This is a genomic window from Deltaproteobacteria bacterium, assembly GCA_016933965.1.
In the GTDB taxonomy this organism is placed as follows: domain Bacteria; phylum Desulfobacterota; class Syntrophia; order Syntrophales; family UBA2210; genus JAFGTS01.
This window is the reverse complement of sequence record JAFGTS010000021.1, coordinates 38611-54215: the sequence shown is the minus strand read 5'-3', so window position 1 is coordinate 54215 and position 15605 is coordinate 38611. Positions and strand designations below refer to the sequence as shown.

At 56.6% G+C, this 15605-nt stretch carries 11 protein-coding genes and 2 tRNA genes; 8 read left to right on the top strand and 5 right to left on the bottom strand.

Translation table 11 applies throughout. The features are described 5' to 3' along the window. Nucleotides 1-186 precede the first annotated feature (186 nt). Nucleotides 187-273 (bottom strand) — tRNA-Leu (locus tag JXO48_04680). 105 nt (nucleotides 274-378) lie between these two features. Between JXO48_04680 and JXO48_04675 the strand changes: the two genes are divergently transcribed. Beyond that, nucleotides 379-454, top strand: a tRNA-Ala gene (locus tag JXO48_04675). A gap of 132 nt (nucleotides 455-586) precedes the next feature. After that, nucleotides 587-3763, top strand: coding sequence for an AsmA-like C-terminal domain-containing protein (locus JXO48_04670; protein MBN2283166.1), 3177 nt, complete (start codon nucleotides 587-589; stop codon nucleotides 3761-3763). A 90-nt stretch (nucleotides 3764-3853) separates the two neighbouring features. On the opposite strand, the gene JXO48_04665 is transcribed toward JXO48_04670, so the two are convergent. Next, a complete protein-coding gene (locus tag JXO48_04665; GenBank protein MBN2283165.1) occupies nucleotides 3854-4906 on the bottom strand; it encodes a nitronate monooxygenase in 1053 nt (350 codons plus the stop codon). Nucleotides 4907-5675: 769 nt separating this feature from the next. On the opposite strand from JXO48_04665, the gene JXO48_04660 reads away from it, so the two are divergent. From JXO48_04660 to JXO48_04650, 3 genes are read left to right on the top strand one after another with little or no spacing between them, the layout of a single operon-like run. After that, nucleotides 5676-6119 (top strand): hypothetical protein, encoded by a 444-nt coding sequence (locus tag JXO48_04660; protein ID MBN2283164.1) that lies wholly within the window; start codon nucleotides 5676-5678, stop codon nucleotides 6117-6119. Continuing rightward, nucleotides 6116-7897, top strand: coding sequence for a hypothetical protein (locus JXO48_04655; protein MBN2283163.1), 1782 nt, complete (start codon nucleotides 6116-6118; stop codon nucleotides 7895-7897). Before JXO48_04660 ends, JXO48_04655 begins: the two co-directional genes overlap by 4 nt. 23 nt (nucleotides 7898-7920) lie before the next feature. Further along, nucleotides 7921-9282 carry a sigma-54-dependent Fis family transcriptional regulator gene (locus JXO48_04650; GenBank protein MBN2283162.1) on the top strand — a complete coding sequence of 454 codons (1362 nt, stop codon included), beginning with the start codon at nucleotides 7921-7923 and terminating at the stop codon, nucleotides 9280-9282. 48 nt (nucleotides 9283-9330) lie between these two features. Here JXO48_04650 and amrS read toward each other — a convergent pair whose 3' ends face one another. Continuing rightward, nucleotides 9331-10515: an AmmeMemoRadiSam system radical SAM enzyme gene (gene amrS / locus JXO48_04645; GenBank protein ID MBN2283161.1), complete on the bottom strand. Its 1185-nt coding sequence runs from the start codon at nucleotides 10513-10515 to the stop codon at nucleotides 9331-9333. A gap of 22 nt (nucleotides 10516-10537) precedes the next feature. After that, the gene (locus tag JXO48_04640; protein MBN2283160.1) at nucleotides 10538-12661 is read right to left on the bottom strand and encodes a fused MFS/spermidine synthase; all 2124 of its coding nucleotides are present in this window, start codon (nucleotides 12659-12661) and stop codon (nucleotides 10538-10540) included. A gap of 158 nt (nucleotides 12662-12819) precedes the next feature. On the opposite strand from JXO48_04640, the gene JXO48_04635 reads away from it, so the two are divergent. From JXO48_04635 to JXO48_04625, 3 genes are all read left to right on the top strand, one after another. Next, nucleotides 12820-13599 (top strand): NAD-dependent deacylase, encoded by a 780-nt coding sequence (locus JXO48_04635; GenBank protein ID MBN2283159.1) that lies wholly within the window; start codon nucleotides 12820-12822, stop codon nucleotides 13597-13599. Nucleotides 13600-13702: 103 nt separating this feature from the next. Next, the gene (locus JXO48_04630; GenBank protein ID MBN2283158.1) at nucleotides 13703-14485 is read left to right on the top strand and encodes an NRDE family protein; all 783 of its coding nucleotides are present in this window, start codon (nucleotides 13703-13705) and stop codon (nucleotides 14483-14485) included. A 74-nt stretch (nucleotides 14486-14559) separates the two neighbouring features. After that, nucleotides 14560-14976, top strand: a complete 417-nt coding sequence (locus JXO48_04625) for an NUDIX hydrolase (protein ID MBN2283157.1) — start codon at nucleotides 14560-14562, stop codon at nucleotides 14974-14976. Between the two features lie 191 nt (nucleotides 14977-15167). Here JXO48_04625 and JXO48_04620 read toward each other — a convergent pair whose 3' ends face one another. Continuing rightward, on the bottom strand, nucleotides 15168-15599 hold the full coding sequence (locus JXO48_04620; protein MBN2283156.1) for an ACT domain-containing protein: 432 nt from the start codon (nucleotides 15597-15599) through the stop codon (nucleotides 15168-15170). Nucleotides 15600-15605 lie beyond the last annotated feature (6 nt).

The window sequence follows — 15605 nt, the reverse complement described above, 5'->3', positions numbered from 1 at the left end:
TCAGAAGTAAATAGAAGTAAAGGGCTCAAGTCTACCGTTGACTCTTGTAGACGATTGCAAATTGTGACCTACCTGATGAGTGAATTTTCTAAAGTGGGAAAAGAGTGGGAGAAAACCAGCTTGTCAGAAAAATAAAAAGGGCCTATCGGCGTGTTTGATAACTGATAAGCCCTCTTTGTTCTCACATGGTGCCGGAGCTCGGAATCGAACCGAGATGGACTTGCGTCCGGGGGATTTTGAGTCCCCTGCGTCTACCAATTTCACCACTCCGGCGCAGGGACCGATTATAGTAGGGGGTCTTCAATTGTCAAGAAATTTATTGACAACTGGTAAATGGCCGTGTTACGTAGCCCACCTGTATTGGCGTACAATTGTTCCGGGGCTGTAGCTCAGTTGGGAGAGCGCTTGAATGGCATTCAAGAGGCCAGGGGTTCGACTCCCCTCAGCTCCACCAGGGATAAAAAAGGGGCGGCCGGCTGTGTCCGGCGCCCCTTCTTTTTTTCTTCGTGCGAATTTATCGTTGATACGATACATTCATGCTGCCCTTCACCTTCATCGGGCCTGACCGTTTTTGAAACAGGATAGTATGAGTCGAATTCTGATCAAGATACTGGCCGCAGTGATCGCCCTCGGCCTGCTCCTTGTCATTGCCGTGGGAGCGTCCCTGTACTATGTCTCCCGCCATCCCGAAGGGGTGAAACGGTTCCTGGAGACGGAACTTCGAGAAAGACTGGGCGGTGATGCCGCCATCGGGAAGCTTTCCATCGACTATCCGGGCCTTGTGCAGTTCACCTTTGATGACCTCAGCGTGACCGGACCCGAGCCCGTGGACGTTTCGCTCGAGCACCTTGTCCTGCGTGTATCTCCCTGGCGTTTCTTCCTGGGACGGCCCGGGGCCGTCTCCATCAGGATCGAGGATTCCCGTGCCGACCTCCCCTTTGACGAATTTGTGGCCTTCATGCTCGAAGAAACCGTCTATATTCCCGATATCGATATTCGCGGACTGTCCCTCAGGCTGGTGGACGATGCCTATCATCTTGATTTTAATGATGTAGGCGGCCATATCGACGAAGACGAACTGAACCTGACCATGAAGGCCCTGGGCGGTGCCGCCCGCGTCAATGCCTGGCATGTCTTCGATGCCTGGAAGGGAAGTGTGACCCTTCAGGACGCCCGGCTTGACCAGGTATCCAACCGGGCGGCGGGCAGCTCGAACATCTACCTTGTGTTTGATGTCGGCGGCGGGCGGACAGGAGTGATTTTCAAGGGGACCGGTCACGATATCCTGCTTCCCTGGTGCGGCCGAAGGATCGACGATGTCCTTGTCCTCTTCGATATGAATGAGCGGGGCGGGACGCTCGCTATCGATACAATAGCCCTGAAGACCCCGCTGATCGAGATCAGAGGGAGCGGTGCCATAACGGAACCGGATGATCCCGAGAATGGAGACGAAGGGTATCTGTCGGTGGATCTGGAGTCGAGCGAGTTCGAATACGAGCCGGTGGTCGAACTTATCCCCACGGACCTTTTCCCCGCATGGCTTGATCTTCTCCTGACGAAGCAGATCCGTGACGGGACCACCCGTTTCGCGTCGATCCGCTACCGGGGGAAGGTTGGTGATCTGACCCGGGGCGAAACCTATTACCACAACCTGTCCATCGAACAGGAATTGCACGGCCAGAGTTTCGGTTCCGGGTTCAGTCTCGAGCGTATCCGTGACGTCACGGGAACGGGAAGTTTTTCAAATGGCACCATCGCCTTCAGAAACCTCTCCGGATGGATGGGAGGATCACAGGTACAGCAGATCGATTTCGCCTTCGTGGATATCCACAAGGACGTGATGACCATTACCGTCGATGTCGATGTAGACATGGCGCTCGGTGACTATGTTGATACCTGGCGGGCGGCGATGACAGAGCAGTTCCTGCACGATATCCTGGCTCCCGTGGGTGATGTCGCGAACGGGCGGATCCGGGCACAGTATCATGTGGTTTCCCCAACGCCCTCCGATGAGCCGACACGGGTCAAGGGGGAGATCACCCTCAGCGGGTGCGCGTTTTCCCTGGAGGGCGTGGCGATACGGGGGCTTGACGCCACCCTGAAAAAACCGGAGCTCGCCGACCCCCTGACGGTCGAATCGAGCGGATATGTGAACGACATTCCCCTGGATTATCTGAAACTTGTTTTCGATGATTTCCTTGTGTCCGACTCGTACCGGTTTCATCTGAAAACGGCCCGCTTCTATCCGCTTGAACACTTCCGGTTCATCGACAACACGGTGCTTGAGATGGAGGGGGCCGGCGACGGCTCCGACATTGAGGCATCGGTGCGCCTTTCCATGGGTGGCATTGAGTTGAATGGCATCCCCTATGAACCGGTGCAGGGTGTCATTGACGGTACCGGGACGGTACGGGCCTCTCTCTGGCCGGAGGTCACCGTTGACATACCGGACATGAATTTTACGATGTACCCCGGGGATATCAGTGTAACGGCGGTGTTGACGGAATCGGAAGGAAAGGCCTATATCGACGGTGTCCTCGATCTTGCCCGAGTCAAGACCCGGTTGTTGCTCGGCAGTGAAAAGACAATGCAGGGGCTGGTTGAAGGTGATTTCACGGCGACCTGGAACGACAGGGTGACCCTTACCGGGGATATGACCTGTAATGACGTTTCCGTCATTTATAAGGAAACCCCCCTGACGATCAACGGCGCCCTTCGGATGGCGGGCGATTCCGTATCAACCGAGGAACTCAGCGTCGGGTACGGTGAGATGGACCTTGTCGCGGCGGGGACCCTTGCCCTGGCGAAACCGATGCACTTTGCCGGGAGCCTGTACATTGATGATATCATCCTGAAAGCGGGTGAAGCTCAAGCCCTTGAACTTCCGGGCGATTTTACGGCTGAGGCGGACCTGACGGTGAATCGCATTTCCCTGTATGGTTTTCCCGTTGAGGAGGCGACGGCTCGGATGACCCTGGAAAATGAAACACTTCGATTCGATGATGCTGTCATGCGGGTTCCCTCGGGGAGTGCCGCCGGTTCCCTCTTCCTTGCGGAGGGGCAGTCGCCGGAGATAGACCTGACGATCTTTATCCAGAACGCGAATATCAAAGATTTCCTGCAGGCCTTTTCCCCGGATACCACGACGATCGACGGGCTGATGAACTGCGAAGGCCATATCCAGGGGAAGGCCGATTCCCTCAATGGCACGCTGAAGTTCAAGGCAAAGAACGGCCGGATAATGAAATATTCGGTCATCTCAAAGATATTTTCAGTTCTGAATGTATACAAGATCTACCGGACCGGAGAGCTCGATCTCCTGAACCAGGGGTTCCCCTACACCAGGATCACGTCCACCTTCGATATCAAGGACGGGATCATAGGGTTCGACGATTTTTACTTCGACAGCAATTCACTCCAGATGTCGGCGCTGGGTTCCTATTCCATGAAGAAGAAAACGATCGATGCCGTCGTCGGTGTGAAACCGCTGGAGACCCTGGATCGGACGATAAATCTGATACCCCTGGTGGGACGGATCATCACCGGTGCCGATGGAAGACTTCTGGTCGTCTATCTCAAGATGACCGGCGATTTTGACAATCCCGAGGTCGCCCCCGCCCCGGTCGCCACGATCTCAAAACCCCTCGTGGGCATCATCAACAGAGCTCTCGAGGTTCCCATCGATATCCTGACGGATCCCCTGAAGCTGATACCGGGAAGGGAATATATCGAACCGCTCTTCAACAGGAAACAGGAGGAGTGACCCCCCGGTGCCGTTGAACCTGATGAATGGAAAACAAAAGGGGCGCCCGATGAGCGCCCCTGAATTTTTTTCTGGAACGGTTGAGATGAGTTAGGCGGTGATCGTTTTCGATACCTTCGCCTGCACTTCTTCGGCTTCCTTGACGACCCGCTCGATGACTTCCGCCACGGTGGGGATGTCGTGAACGAGTCCCGTGGACTGCCCGACGGTAAGGACACCTCTCTTTATGTCGCCGTCCTCGGTGGCCAGGGAGATCGCCTTGAAGGCGTTCGCCATGTAGGCAAGCTGGATGCTGATCTTCGGGCCGGCGAAAAGGATACCCAGGAAAACCTTTAAGTAGGGTAACCCGAGCATCGATGCGATCCGCTTCGAATTCGGCAGCGCGGTGAAGAAATTCGGCAGGCCGAGGGGCCCCTTCCGGTATGCCTTGATCGCTGCCGGTGTTTTCAGTGAACGACACCCGAGTCCATCGAAATAGGGACCGTAAATGGTGTCGTCGGCTCCCTTTTCAACGGCAAGCTTTTTGTAGTTTTCATGCAGGGGGCTTTCCTTCGTCGACATCAGCCGGGTTCCCATGGAGATCCCGTCGGCACCCAGGGCAAGGGCCGCAGCCAGTCCCCTTCCATCGGCAAAACCGCCGGCGGCGATTATGGGGATATTGACCACATCGGCAATGGTGGGAACCAGGACGAGCGATGTGGCATCGCCTCCGTGAGCCGCCGCTTCATGGCCCGTTACGACAAGACCGTCACAACCCTGTTTCTCCGCGGCCATGGCATGTTTTTCGGTGACGACGGTAGCGATCACCTTTCCGCCGTATTTATGGGCCGCCTCGGCGATCCAGTCCCCCTTGCCGAGGGAAAAATTGATCACCGGCACTTTTTCCTCCAGAAGGATCTTGGCGTTTTCTTTGGCACCGGGAAAGAGAAGGGTGGCGTTAGCACCGAAAGGCTTGTCGGTCAGCTTTCGTATTTTCTTGATAGCCTCACGCGTTTCATTTGCTTTTAACACTCCTGTCGCCAGGAGGCCCAGACCGCCCGCGTTGGACACGGCGGCCACCATTTCCGGCACACTGATCCAGCTCATACCGGAGAGCATGATAGGATATTTAATGCCGAAACTCTCTGTGATCCTCGTTTTCATTGATGTCTCCTTTTTTAGCGTGATGGTCTCGATTCCCCTGAGTGAATGTGTGATCGTCTCAATTTTACCTCTGAACGCAGCCCTGCAAATGTCGTATTCTTTAACCGCCCTGTCCGGCCCTGTCAAGATTATTTTGGATTATTTAAGATGGAGCTTTTGCGAAGCTGTCCGACCGCTTGGGGTCCGTATTTTTCAGGGGATCAGAAACAGGGAAGGGGAGGCTTTGAGCCTCCCCTTGGAGGTTTTATAACCGGCCAATCATCCTTATTCGGTTCCGTCGGAGAAGAATATGAACTCCATGTTTGTTCGTCGGCTGGTTCTGGCGTTCACATCTTCCGCTCCACGCACTGTTCGTGCGGAGACAATTTGAATGATCGGCCGGCTCTCGGGTTTAAGCCAGATACTTAGGAGGAAGGTTCTGGCTTACGGCATTATATAATGATGCATTATCCGTGCCAGGGTATATGATTTTATTAACCATTTGAAAGGACTGCTATTTATTGGCAGGACCGTGACCGCCGCCCCGAACATACCGGAAAAAAAGGTCGAACCGGTGCGGTCGGTTTGCTTTAATATCAATAATAGCAAATACTTGCATGGTTACCACAGAGTCCCGGCAGGCTCGACAAAATTGTCGAACTCGTTCCCCTTCGTGGCATAATCCTCTCTTTTTTCAACCTATTGTAATTAAGCAAAGTGTGATATGGTACCTGCAAAAAAAGATCACGCAAAAACCGAGCCGTCATGGCTTTTCCAGGTGGTCATTCCGATGAAACACATCATCACGACGGTTATTTTTCTTTCTCTTTTTCTCTTGTATCCCCCTTTTTTATGTGCTCAGGAGTCAACGGGCGATGCCGCCCGGGAGTATCCGAAAGTTGTCGAGAAAAAGTGCGTCCCCCTGGGTGAGATGGAGCTGGGCAGCGAGCAAAGCAGGGCTATTGAATGCGTGCGGGAGAAATATCGGGAAAAATTGTTCTGCCTGCGGGAACAGCTCCTGGCAAAACGCATAGAACTGACGGCGATTCTGAACGATCCCGCCGCTGATGTTGAAACGATCCGGGAGAAAGGTCGGGACATCGAGTTGCTGAACGCGCGGTTCGAGGAATTGGTCCTCGAGTATCAGATCGAGATCAGACATGTATTGACACCCCAGCAGGTACGGGTGTGGTGTATCGATCAGGATTCCACCCTGAAAAGGGAGTGGAAATGAAGGGTGACCGGAACATAGTATTCCGTGACGGGGAATCGCCGGGGCGGATGAAAAATCTGCTGCAGCCCCTGACGGTGGCCCTGGTCATGGTGATATTTATTATCCTCATATTGTTCATGGGGCTCATGGACCTGGGGCGCCTTGACAAGTCCCTGGTGGGCATCATGGAGAACCGGGGGATCGATATCGTGTCGACCATCGAGAACGTGGCGAAGGAAAACCTGAGCTATCTCTATCAAACCCTGAAAGAGGACCAGGGCGACGAGGACGCCTTTGTCCCCCTCAGTGACAAGGCCTTTTCGCCGCAGGAATCCCTGGTGAAGAACCTCGTGGCGCTCGCCCGTGAGATCGATCTCCGCTGGAAACAGGAACTCCTGAAGGAAAAGGACCTGATTGAGATCGCCAGGAGGGAGAATCTCTGGCTGATCGCCGTTCTTGACGAAGAAGGGAAAATACTGTTCAAGAGCCGGGAGTTCCTGGAAGATATCGCGCCCTCCTCTGCCGTTGGCGGGGACATCCTCCGCGACGAGGTCAATATCAATCTCTTCAACCGGTTCGGAGAACTTGACGAAGTGGGATATATTGCCCTGCGGCGAAAGGATGGGAGTGGAACGATCGTTATCGCCCTTGATGACAAGGGGCTTCGGTACTGGAGCACGAAGATCGCCATCAGAAAGGCCATCGATGAAGTGGGATGGGGGCAGGGTCTCTCCTTTCTGCTCGTCATGGACGGGCAGGGAAAGGTCATCGGCCGTGCCGGCGACGTTCCCGAGAATGTGGAAGTGCTTGATCCGGTGTCTCTTGACGTGCTGACGGGAAAACTGCCGAAGGCAAGCCGGAAGATCCTTTTCCGCGACCGGCGGTTGCTCGAGATTATCCTTCCCTTGAGCATCGAGGATGGCGGCATGGTCGCCTTTGCGCGCTTGGGCCTTGACCGGGAGCGGAGCGACATGATCCTCGCCGAGAACCGGAACCGGATGATCACTTCCATGATATTCATCATGGTGATCGGCGTCCTTTCCACTTGGGCCCTCTATCGAAATCAGAAACGCCACGCGGCGCGGGTGGAGGAGATGGAAACACGGCTCCGGCAGGCGGAGCGCCTCTCGGCCCTGGGCCAACTGGCGGCAGGGCTTGCCCACGAGATCCGCAATCCCCTCAATGCGATCAGCATGGCCAGCCAGCGGATCCAGCGCGAGTATGTTCCCGGCGACGAGGACCGGCAAAAAGGATTTTACCGGATCACGGGAATCGTTCGTGATGAGATCAGGAGACTGAACGGCATCGTCGAGGAATTCGCCACGTTTTTCAAAAGCCGCCGCCTGGAGCTCAGCGATCACTCCATCGCCTTTGTCATCCAGAAGACACTCGATCTCATGGAGGATGAAGCGAAGACTCGGGGGATCGTCATACGGACCCAGATGAACGACGATAATGCCATGGTCGCCATGGACATGGACAAGATGAAGCAGGCTCTCTTCAATCTCTTCAAGAACGCCATGGAATCGATTCCCGGTGAGGGCGTGATAACGGTGAATATCGAGCCTGACGGAAAGGATCGGGTCCGTATCAGGATATCGGATACAGGAACGGGGCTGACGGCGGAGGAACTCGAAAAGGCGTTCAGTCCGGAATTTACGACAAAGGAAAAAGGGCTGGGGCTGGGGCTGCCCCTGGCCCACGAGATCATTCGCGGGCACCAGGGAGAGATCAGGATAACCAGTGCCATTAACGCGGGCACGACCGTTGAGATCCTGCTGCCCGTTCAGGCTGCGTGAATTTGTTCGGAAGGGGATTCCCTATGGCGAAACGGTTGAACATTCTGATAGCGGAAGACGGCGAGACGCAACGGGAAATGCTGCGTGATTTTCTCGAACAGGAAGGCCATGACGTTGCGGAGGCCGGAAGCGGGGATGAGGCGGTGAGCCGGATCATGGACGGCCATTTCGATCTGATCCTCCTTGATTATAAAATGCCGGGCCTCGACGGCCTGGGAGTGCTCAGGAAGGTCAAGGGCATCAATCCGGAGATCGACATCGTGATGATGACGGCGTACGGGACCATCGAAACGGCCGTGGATGCCATGAAAGCGGGGGCCGTTGACTATATTACCAAGCCCGTTGATCTCGAGGAGCTCCTGATCCTGATCAACCGCATTTCGGAACGGCGCGTTCTCGTCAGGGAAAACGAGATCCTTCGGGAGAAACTCTGGAAGAAGGGACTTTTCACGGACCGGATCATCTATGAGAGTCCCCGGATGCAGGAACTGGTCAACATGGCCGGGCGGATAGCTTCGAGCCGCGCGACCGTCCTGATCCAGGGCGAGAGCGGAACGGGAAAGGAGTTGTTCGCGCGTCTGATTCATGCCACGAGCCCCCGTTCGGGGAAACCCCTCATGGTGGTCAACTGCAGCGCCCTCCCGGAAACGCTCCTCGAAAGCGAGCTCTTCGGTCATGAAAGGGGGGCCTTCACGGGGGCCGCACACCGGCGCATCGGGAGATTCGAGGAAGCCGACGGCGGTTCGCTCTTTCTCGATGAAGTCGGGGAACTTTCGCAGCCGGTGCAGGTGAAGTTGCTGCGGTTTCTCCAGGAACGGGAGTTCCAGCGCCTGGGTGGAAATCAGACGATCAGGTCCGATGTGCGGATCATTTCCGCCACAAACCGTAACCTCGAGGAACGGGTGAAAAGCGGCACGTTCCGGGACGACCTTTTCTATCGTCTCAACGTCGTGGTCATGGATATCCCGCCCCTGCGCGAGCGCAAAGAGGATATCCCCCTCCTTGTAGAGCACTTCATCGACCGCTTTTCTTCCGAGAACGAAAAGGAGATCCAGGGGATCAGCAGCGAAGCAATGGACCTGCTGCTCAAGTACGATTATCCCGGCAACGTGCGGGAACTGGAAAATATCATCGAACGGGCCGCGGTGATAGCCCGGGACCCCATCATTTCCATACAGGACCTCCCCTTTACCGAGATACGGACACGAGGCCCGGAACGGGGCCGCCGGGGGGACACCCTGAAGGATTCCATCGAACGGCTTGAACACGCCATGATCCGCCGTGCCCTCGATGAGGCGGGGGACAACCAGTCACGGGCGGCCCGTATCCTGGGGATAACGGAGCGGGCACTGCGGTACAAATTGAAGAAATACGGCTTCAAGTGACCGGGGCTCGAAAGCCTGTTCTTGAAAAGGGATATGAACGGCGGCCCGTCAACTCCAGAGGCCGGCGATCTTTTCCCCGCAGTCCGGACAGGTGCCCTTCGTAATCCGGTTTTTCGTTATGGTGTACCCGACCCGCTCGATGAGAAGGGTCTTGCAGCCGGGACAGTAAGTGTTGCTTGATTCCCCCGGCGGAACATTCCCCACGTACACATAGTGAAGACCCATGCTCATCGCCGTCCTTCGTGATTCCTCAAGGAACGACACGGGTGTCGGTGCCAGGTGGGTCAGCTTGTACCGGGGAAAGAACCGGGAAAAGTGAAGGGGATGATCGGGCCCCAGGTGTTCCAGGATCCAGTGACACATCTTTTTGACCATGTCCGGATCGTCCGTATAGGTGGGAACGATCAGGGCTGTCATTTCAAACCAGACCCCCCGGTCCTTCAGTATTTCGAGGGTCCTGAGGACCGGCGCCAGCCGCCCCGCGTTGAGGCTGGCGTAAGTGGATTCGGAAAAACTCTTGACATCCACATTGGCACCGTCAAGGCAGCCGCAGAGCTCCCGAAGGGGTTTCTCATTGATGTACCCGTTCGTAACCCAGACGTTCCTGACCCCTGCTTCGCGGGCGGCCCGGCAGGTATCGATCATGTACTCGAAAAAGGTGGTTGCCTCGGCGTAGGTATAGGCGATGGAGCGACAGCCCGCCTCGCGGGCGTTGCGAATGACCGCCGCGGGGAACATCTCGACGAACCTGACCTGCTCCGGCTTTACCTGCGATATTTCCCAGTTCTGGCAATTCAGGCAGTGGAAGCTGCATCCCGTTGCGGCCACGGAAAATGCCGTTGTTTCGGGAAGAAAATGATAGAGTGGTTTTTTTTCAATGGGATCGATATGAACGGCGCAGGGATTTCCATATACCAGGGTGTAGAGCGTTCCCCCCTTGTTCACGTGTGATCTGCATCGGCTGCGGGCGTCGGGGGGAAGGAGACAGGTGTTGGGACAGGTCAGGCACCGGACATATCCCGACTCGAGCTTTTCCCAATAGTAGACCTCGCGGGACCACTTCCAGAGGTGTTCCGGGGCGTCGTCGAGGGTGATGGTCTTGACGTTCTTTTCGCCGGCGAAGAGATTTTTCGCAAGGATCTCGAGGGGCGACAGTGTCAGCGCTCCGGCCAGTCCCGCCCGGAGCAGCGCCCGGCGGCTCAGGGAGTATGATGCATCAAGGGGAAATCCCATGCTGTGCGTGCCTCTCGGTGAATTACCTTCGTCCGCGCATTGTAGCAAGGAGGGCCGCCACAATCAATATCTTGCAGCCCGCCAAAAACAGGCAGGTGTTCATGACACCCCAGAGGGGTATCAGAAAGAGCGTCGTCGCGAAGGCACCGCAACTGCCTCCAAAAAGGTCCGCGGCATACAGGGACCCTGCCGTCACGGGCGGTGTCGAGTAGGTGATCCTTCCGGCTATGGGGAATTCAGCTCCCGTGAGAGCGCCGGCGACGAAAGCGAAAAGTGTCAGTGTGAATGGTCCCGGCAGGAACGACAAGCCGGCCGGCAGGGTCGCGAAAAGGACCAGGTACAGCACCGCGGCAAGCTCGATCGTTACAAGAGCCCTCCGTCCCGCGGCGGGTGCCCGGTTCGCCGTGTAACTTCCTACGGCGAGGCCGGCCATGAAGGCGGCGATGATCAGTCCTATCGCCCGGTAGAGACTGCCCTGGACTATCTGAAAGGTCAGCAGGATGATGACCTCCATGGATGAAGCGGTCAGGCCCGAAAAAAAGATAGTCTTCCCTATGAGGTCGATCGTAATGAAATAGATGAGCATGAAGATCGAGACGGCAATGATCGGGTACCGGTAATCTTCCTGGAACCTGCTAAGCCAGACGCGTATCGCCGAGAGGTAGGCGGCGGGACGGAAATCATGGTTCACCGGTGCTTCTTCATGGAGGCTTTCCCGGAGAAAGGCGGTTCGTTCCGGGGTTACCCGGCCCTGCAGGTAGTTATCGTTGATAAAGACGGTCTCGATATTCCGCGCCGCCAGGAGCGGCCCCACCCCGGCGGACAGGGGACGGTCTGCGGCGATGAATATGTTCCGCTCGCCGGGAATGATGAGGACGAACTCAAAGACCCGTTCGAGCGAATTGCAAAGCGTCGAAAGCAGGTCCGCCTGCTCGGGGCTGATATAGTTTTCGGCCCCGGTGACGGCGAAACAGACGATGCCGCCGGGACGGATGATCGAGCGGGCCGTTCTGAAGAAATCCACCGTGTAAAAGCGGTTGATCTGAAGTGACACCGGGTCCGGGAGGTCCATGATGAGCGCATCGTAAGTGCGCCGGCTGTCCTCGATGAATTTTCTGCCGTCGCCGGGATGTATCTTGACGGACGGTGGAAAATCACGGTCGAGATACGCCATGCCCGCTTTGATGACGGCGGGGTCAAGTTCCACGTAATCGATCTGCTGCGGATCGTATTTCATGATCTCTTCTATGGTGCCCCCCATACCACCCGAGATAAGCAGGACCGAACGGACCCGTTCGAGCTGGGGAAGGGCGAAGTGGACCAGTTCCTCGGCGTCCAGAATATTGGGGGTCGAAAAGAGGTGTTCCCCGTTTTCGAAGAACGATACCTGGTCGCGGTTCTTTGTCACCACCAGCCGTCCGTAAGGGGATTCGGCGTAGTCGATGATCCTCTGCTCTGGATAGAGCCACTGGATCGACAGCCGGTCCAGGGAAAGAAGAAAGAAGACGACCACGAGAACCATGCCGGCAAGGCCCATCGCGGCGCCCGCTCTGCTGCCCGGCCGAACCGGCGGAAGCAGGGCGAAGGCAGCGAGGCAGAGCAGGGCCGGCACATAGAGAATTCCAAGGTTCTGAAAGAAATGGACAAGGACGAAGGTGAACAGCAATCCTCCGGCGATATCTCCGATGTTGTCGAAGTAATACACCTCGCCGATACTCCGTGACTGCAGGCCCTTCACGGGTGTGATGCTGCACGCAATCGTGAGCAGCCCGCCCGTGATGACACAGTAAGGGAGAAGCAGGATCGCCGCCCATATGATCAGGGGGCCCACGCCGGGCAGTTCTCCCCTGACGAAGAGGATGTCCCTGAGAGAACGGATGGCGATGATGTGCAGGATCGGGAGAAAGGCAGCCAGAAACAGGGAGGCGCGAAAGACGAGCATCTGTGAAGAAGTGGTCCTGAAGGCTTTTCCAATCCAGGCGCCGAGGCCGCTGAGGAGAAGCCAGAGAGCGAGGAGGATGCCGATAACGATCTCATTGCCCGTGAACACGTTGATGAATTCCCGGATCACCGTGACCTGGGTGATGACATGGGAGATCCCCAGCATGGTGACGGCAAAGGGTATGGAAAAACGGGCATCGGACATGTTCGCGGGTTGTTTCCTCTCAGCAGGTATTCGAGTACTCTATCCTTATTTCCGATTAATATCAAATTTCACTGATCTTTCCGGTACGGGAAAAAGTTCCTGTGTCCCCGCACGGTTTTGTGATATAGGACTCCCAAATATCTCAAGGGGGGCCTGGAATGGGGAACGACGTGGGATCGAAGATTCGAGCGGTCGCTGATATGATAGTGCGGTCGGAACGTATCGTGGTCTTTACCGGCGCCGGGGTCAGCACGGAGTCGGGGATCCCTGATTTCAGAAGTCCCGGCGGGATCTGGACGCGCTTTGACCCCGATGATTTCACGATACACAAGTTCATGACCAGCGCCGATACGCGGCGAAAGCAGTGGAAGATCCTCATCGAGGAAGGGTTGTTTCAGGACGTGCAGCCGAACAGGGCGCACCGTGCCATCGTCGAGCTGGAGAAACTGGGGAAGCTCAGTTGCGTCATCACCCAGAACATCGATGACCTTCATCAGCGGGCGGGGAATTCCCGCGACAGCGTCTTTGAGCTGCACGGCAACATGCTCTGGGCCCGTTGTGTTGATTGCGGCGAGCGGTATTCAATGGACCAGGTCAGAGAGCTCCTGAGATCGGGGGTCGCCGAACCGGATTGCGCGACATGCAGCGGTATTCTGAAACCGGACGTGGTCTTTTTCGGCGAGGCCCTTCCGGCCGATACAGTGGACGCCGCCATATACCACACGCGAACCTGTGATCTCTTTATCGTGGTCGGTTCCTCGCTCGTGGTCCAGCCGGCGGCCTTTATCCCTTCCTATGCCCAGGACGCCGGGGCGCCGCTGGTCATCATCAATATCGGACCTACTCCCTATGACCACCGTGCCGATGTCCTTATCAACGAGGGCGCCGGTGACACCATGGCGGGCATTATCGAGGAGGTTAAAAAGAAGCTGGCCTAGTTCTCCTGTGGTTTTGTTCTCTTTTGAAAAAGGGAGTAGGCCCTCTGGCAGAGTGGAACGGAGAATGAGAGGATAGATCGAGCGACAGGGAGAAAGAACAACCGTGTGTATTCTGTATATTTCATATAGATCGCATCCACGCTACAGCCTGATCGTCGCCGCCAACCGGGACGAGCTCTATGAACGGCCGTCGGCCCCGGCGGGATTCTGGCCCGACCACCCCGGGGTGTTCGCCGGACGGGACCTCAGGGAGGGGGGCACCTGGCTCGGCATGACCACGGGGGGGCGATTCGCGGCGCTGACCAATGTGCGGGACCTGGCGCGATTGAAAAAGGAGGCGCCCTCACGGGGGCTCCTGGTACGGGACTTCCTCTGCGGCGATGAACATCCGCTTTCCTGTCTTGAGCGCCTGAAGGCCCGGTCGGACCGGTACAGCGGGTACAACATCATAGTGGGGAACAGGGAAGGCTTCTTCTATTTTTCGAATCTGAAGGATTCGGTCACGCAACTGCGGCCGGGTTCCTACGGCCTGAGCAATCACTTTCTCGATACGCCCTGGCCGAAGGTGCGGCTTGCCAGGGAACGGCTTGACCGGGTGATGGCCGGCGGTGAAGAACCGTCTCCGGAGGATATCTTCCACATCCTTGCCGACCGGTCGAAACCGGCTGATGCGGACCTTCCCGATACGGGCGTGGGTCTTGTATGGGAGCGGATCCTTTCTTCCGTTTTCGTCAGGACCGAGGGGTACGGTACACGGTCCTCGACGGTCATTTTCGTCGAGCACGGCGGGAACGTCAGATTCATCGAGCGGGTCTTCAACGGTGAACCCGAATCGTACGAAACAATGGTCGGCAAGTTCATGCTTGACGCGTCCGCTCTCCTGTAGATCGGGGAAGCCGCGGCCCGTCGGTGAAGGTGAAAGGAGAAAAGGGGTTGTCCCGGAAAAACGAATATCCCGATATGCCCCGGGTGGGTGTCGGAGCCGTGGTCATAGAGGATGGCAGGGTGCTTCTGGTGCGGCGGGGGGTGCCTCCCAGCAGGGGATTGTGGGCCATTCCGGGCGGCGGCCTGAACCTCGGTGAATCGCTCGCCCAGGCGGCCGAACGGGAGATACAGGAAGAGACGGGCATCATCATCGAAGCGGGGGAGCCTATATATTCTTTTGATTTTATTGAAAGAGACCCGGATGGCCGGATCCGGTTCCATTACGTCATCATCGATCTGATGGCGCACTACCGGTCAGGTGAACCGCAGGGGGCCGACGACGCCCTGGAGGCCCGGTGGTTCGCGCCCGATGAAGTGCTCACGGTCCCCATATCAAAAAACACCGTCAAGCTCCTGCGGTCGATCGGGTTCCTCGGGACCGGGGAATCGTGAAACGGGATTCGGGAACCGTTTTTGTAGTTGCCCGATGTATCGGGCGTTTTTGGGGACTGACACGAAGAAGGATGAAAGACGCCGATAAATCGGCGAACTACATCCGTTTTGACGTCATTGCAAGCCACGAAGCGGCGCGGCAATCTCACCGGAGCACCGTAATCCGTAATCCGTAATCCTTCAATCCATATTTACAGTTTATACAGCTTCTCACCTGGCAGGACTGTGAAACCGCTTTCCATGAGCGCTTCGATGGCCTCCTCCGTCTTGTCGAACCGGAATATGATGATGGCGTTTTCGCCGCTTCGCTCCACGAAGGCATAGGTGTACTCGATATTGACCCCCTTCCGGGATATTGCCTCAACGATTCCGTGCAGGCCGCCCGGACGGTCGGGAATTTCCACGGCCACCACCGACGTTCTGCGCACGGTGAACCCTTTCTCCTGAAGCGCCTTTTCCGCAACGTCGATGTTGTTGACAATGAGCCTCAGTATGCCGAAATCGGAGGTGTCGGCCAAAGACAGGGCGCGTATGTTGATGCCCGCCTCCTTGAGCACCCTCGTGGCATATTCGAGCGTGCCCGGCCTGTTTTCGAGAAAGATGGATATCTGGTTGACTTTCATGGGCAA

Bases quoted from the DNA above. Each gene is read 5' to 3' on its own strand.
- JXO48_04620 (MBN2283156.1), bottom strand. From the start codon at position 15,599: ATGAAAGTCAACCAGATATCCATCTTTCTCGAAAACAGGCCGGGCACG.
- JXO48_04660 (MBN2283164.1), top strand. From the start codon at position 5,676: ATGAAACACATCATCACGACGGTTATTTTTCTTTCTCTTTTTCTCTTG.
- JXO48_04640 (MBN2283160.1), bottom strand. From the start codon at position 12,661: ATGTCCGATGCCCGTTTTTCCATACCCTTTGCCGTCACCATGCTGGGG.
- JXO48_04650 (MBN2283162.1), top strand. From the start codon at position 7,921: ATGGCGAAACGGTTGAACATTCTGATAGCGGAAGACGGCGAGACGCAA.
- JXO48_04635 (MBN2283159.1), top strand. From the start codon at position 12,820: ATGGGGAACGACGTGGGATCGAAGATTCGAGCGGTCGCTGATATGATA.
- JXO48_04625 (MBN2283157.1), top strand. From the start codon at position 14,560: ATGCCCCGGGTGGGTGTCGGAGCCGTGGTCATAGAGGATGGCAGGGTG.
- amrS (MBN2283161.1), bottom strand. From the start codon at position 10,515: ATGGGATTTCCCCTTGATGCATCATACTCCCTGAGCCGCCGGGCGCTG.
- JXO48_04665 (MBN2283165.1), bottom strand. From the start codon at position 4,906: ATGAAAACGAGGATCACAGAGAGTTTCGGCATTAAATATCCTATCATG.
- JXO48_04670 (MBN2283166.1), top strand. From the start codon at position 587: ATGAGTCGAATTCTGATCAAGATACTGGCCGCAGTGATCGCCCTCGGC.
- JXO48_04655 (MBN2283163.1), top strand. From the start codon at position 6,116: ATGAAGGGTGACCGGAACATAGTATTCCGTGACGGGGAATCGCCGGGG.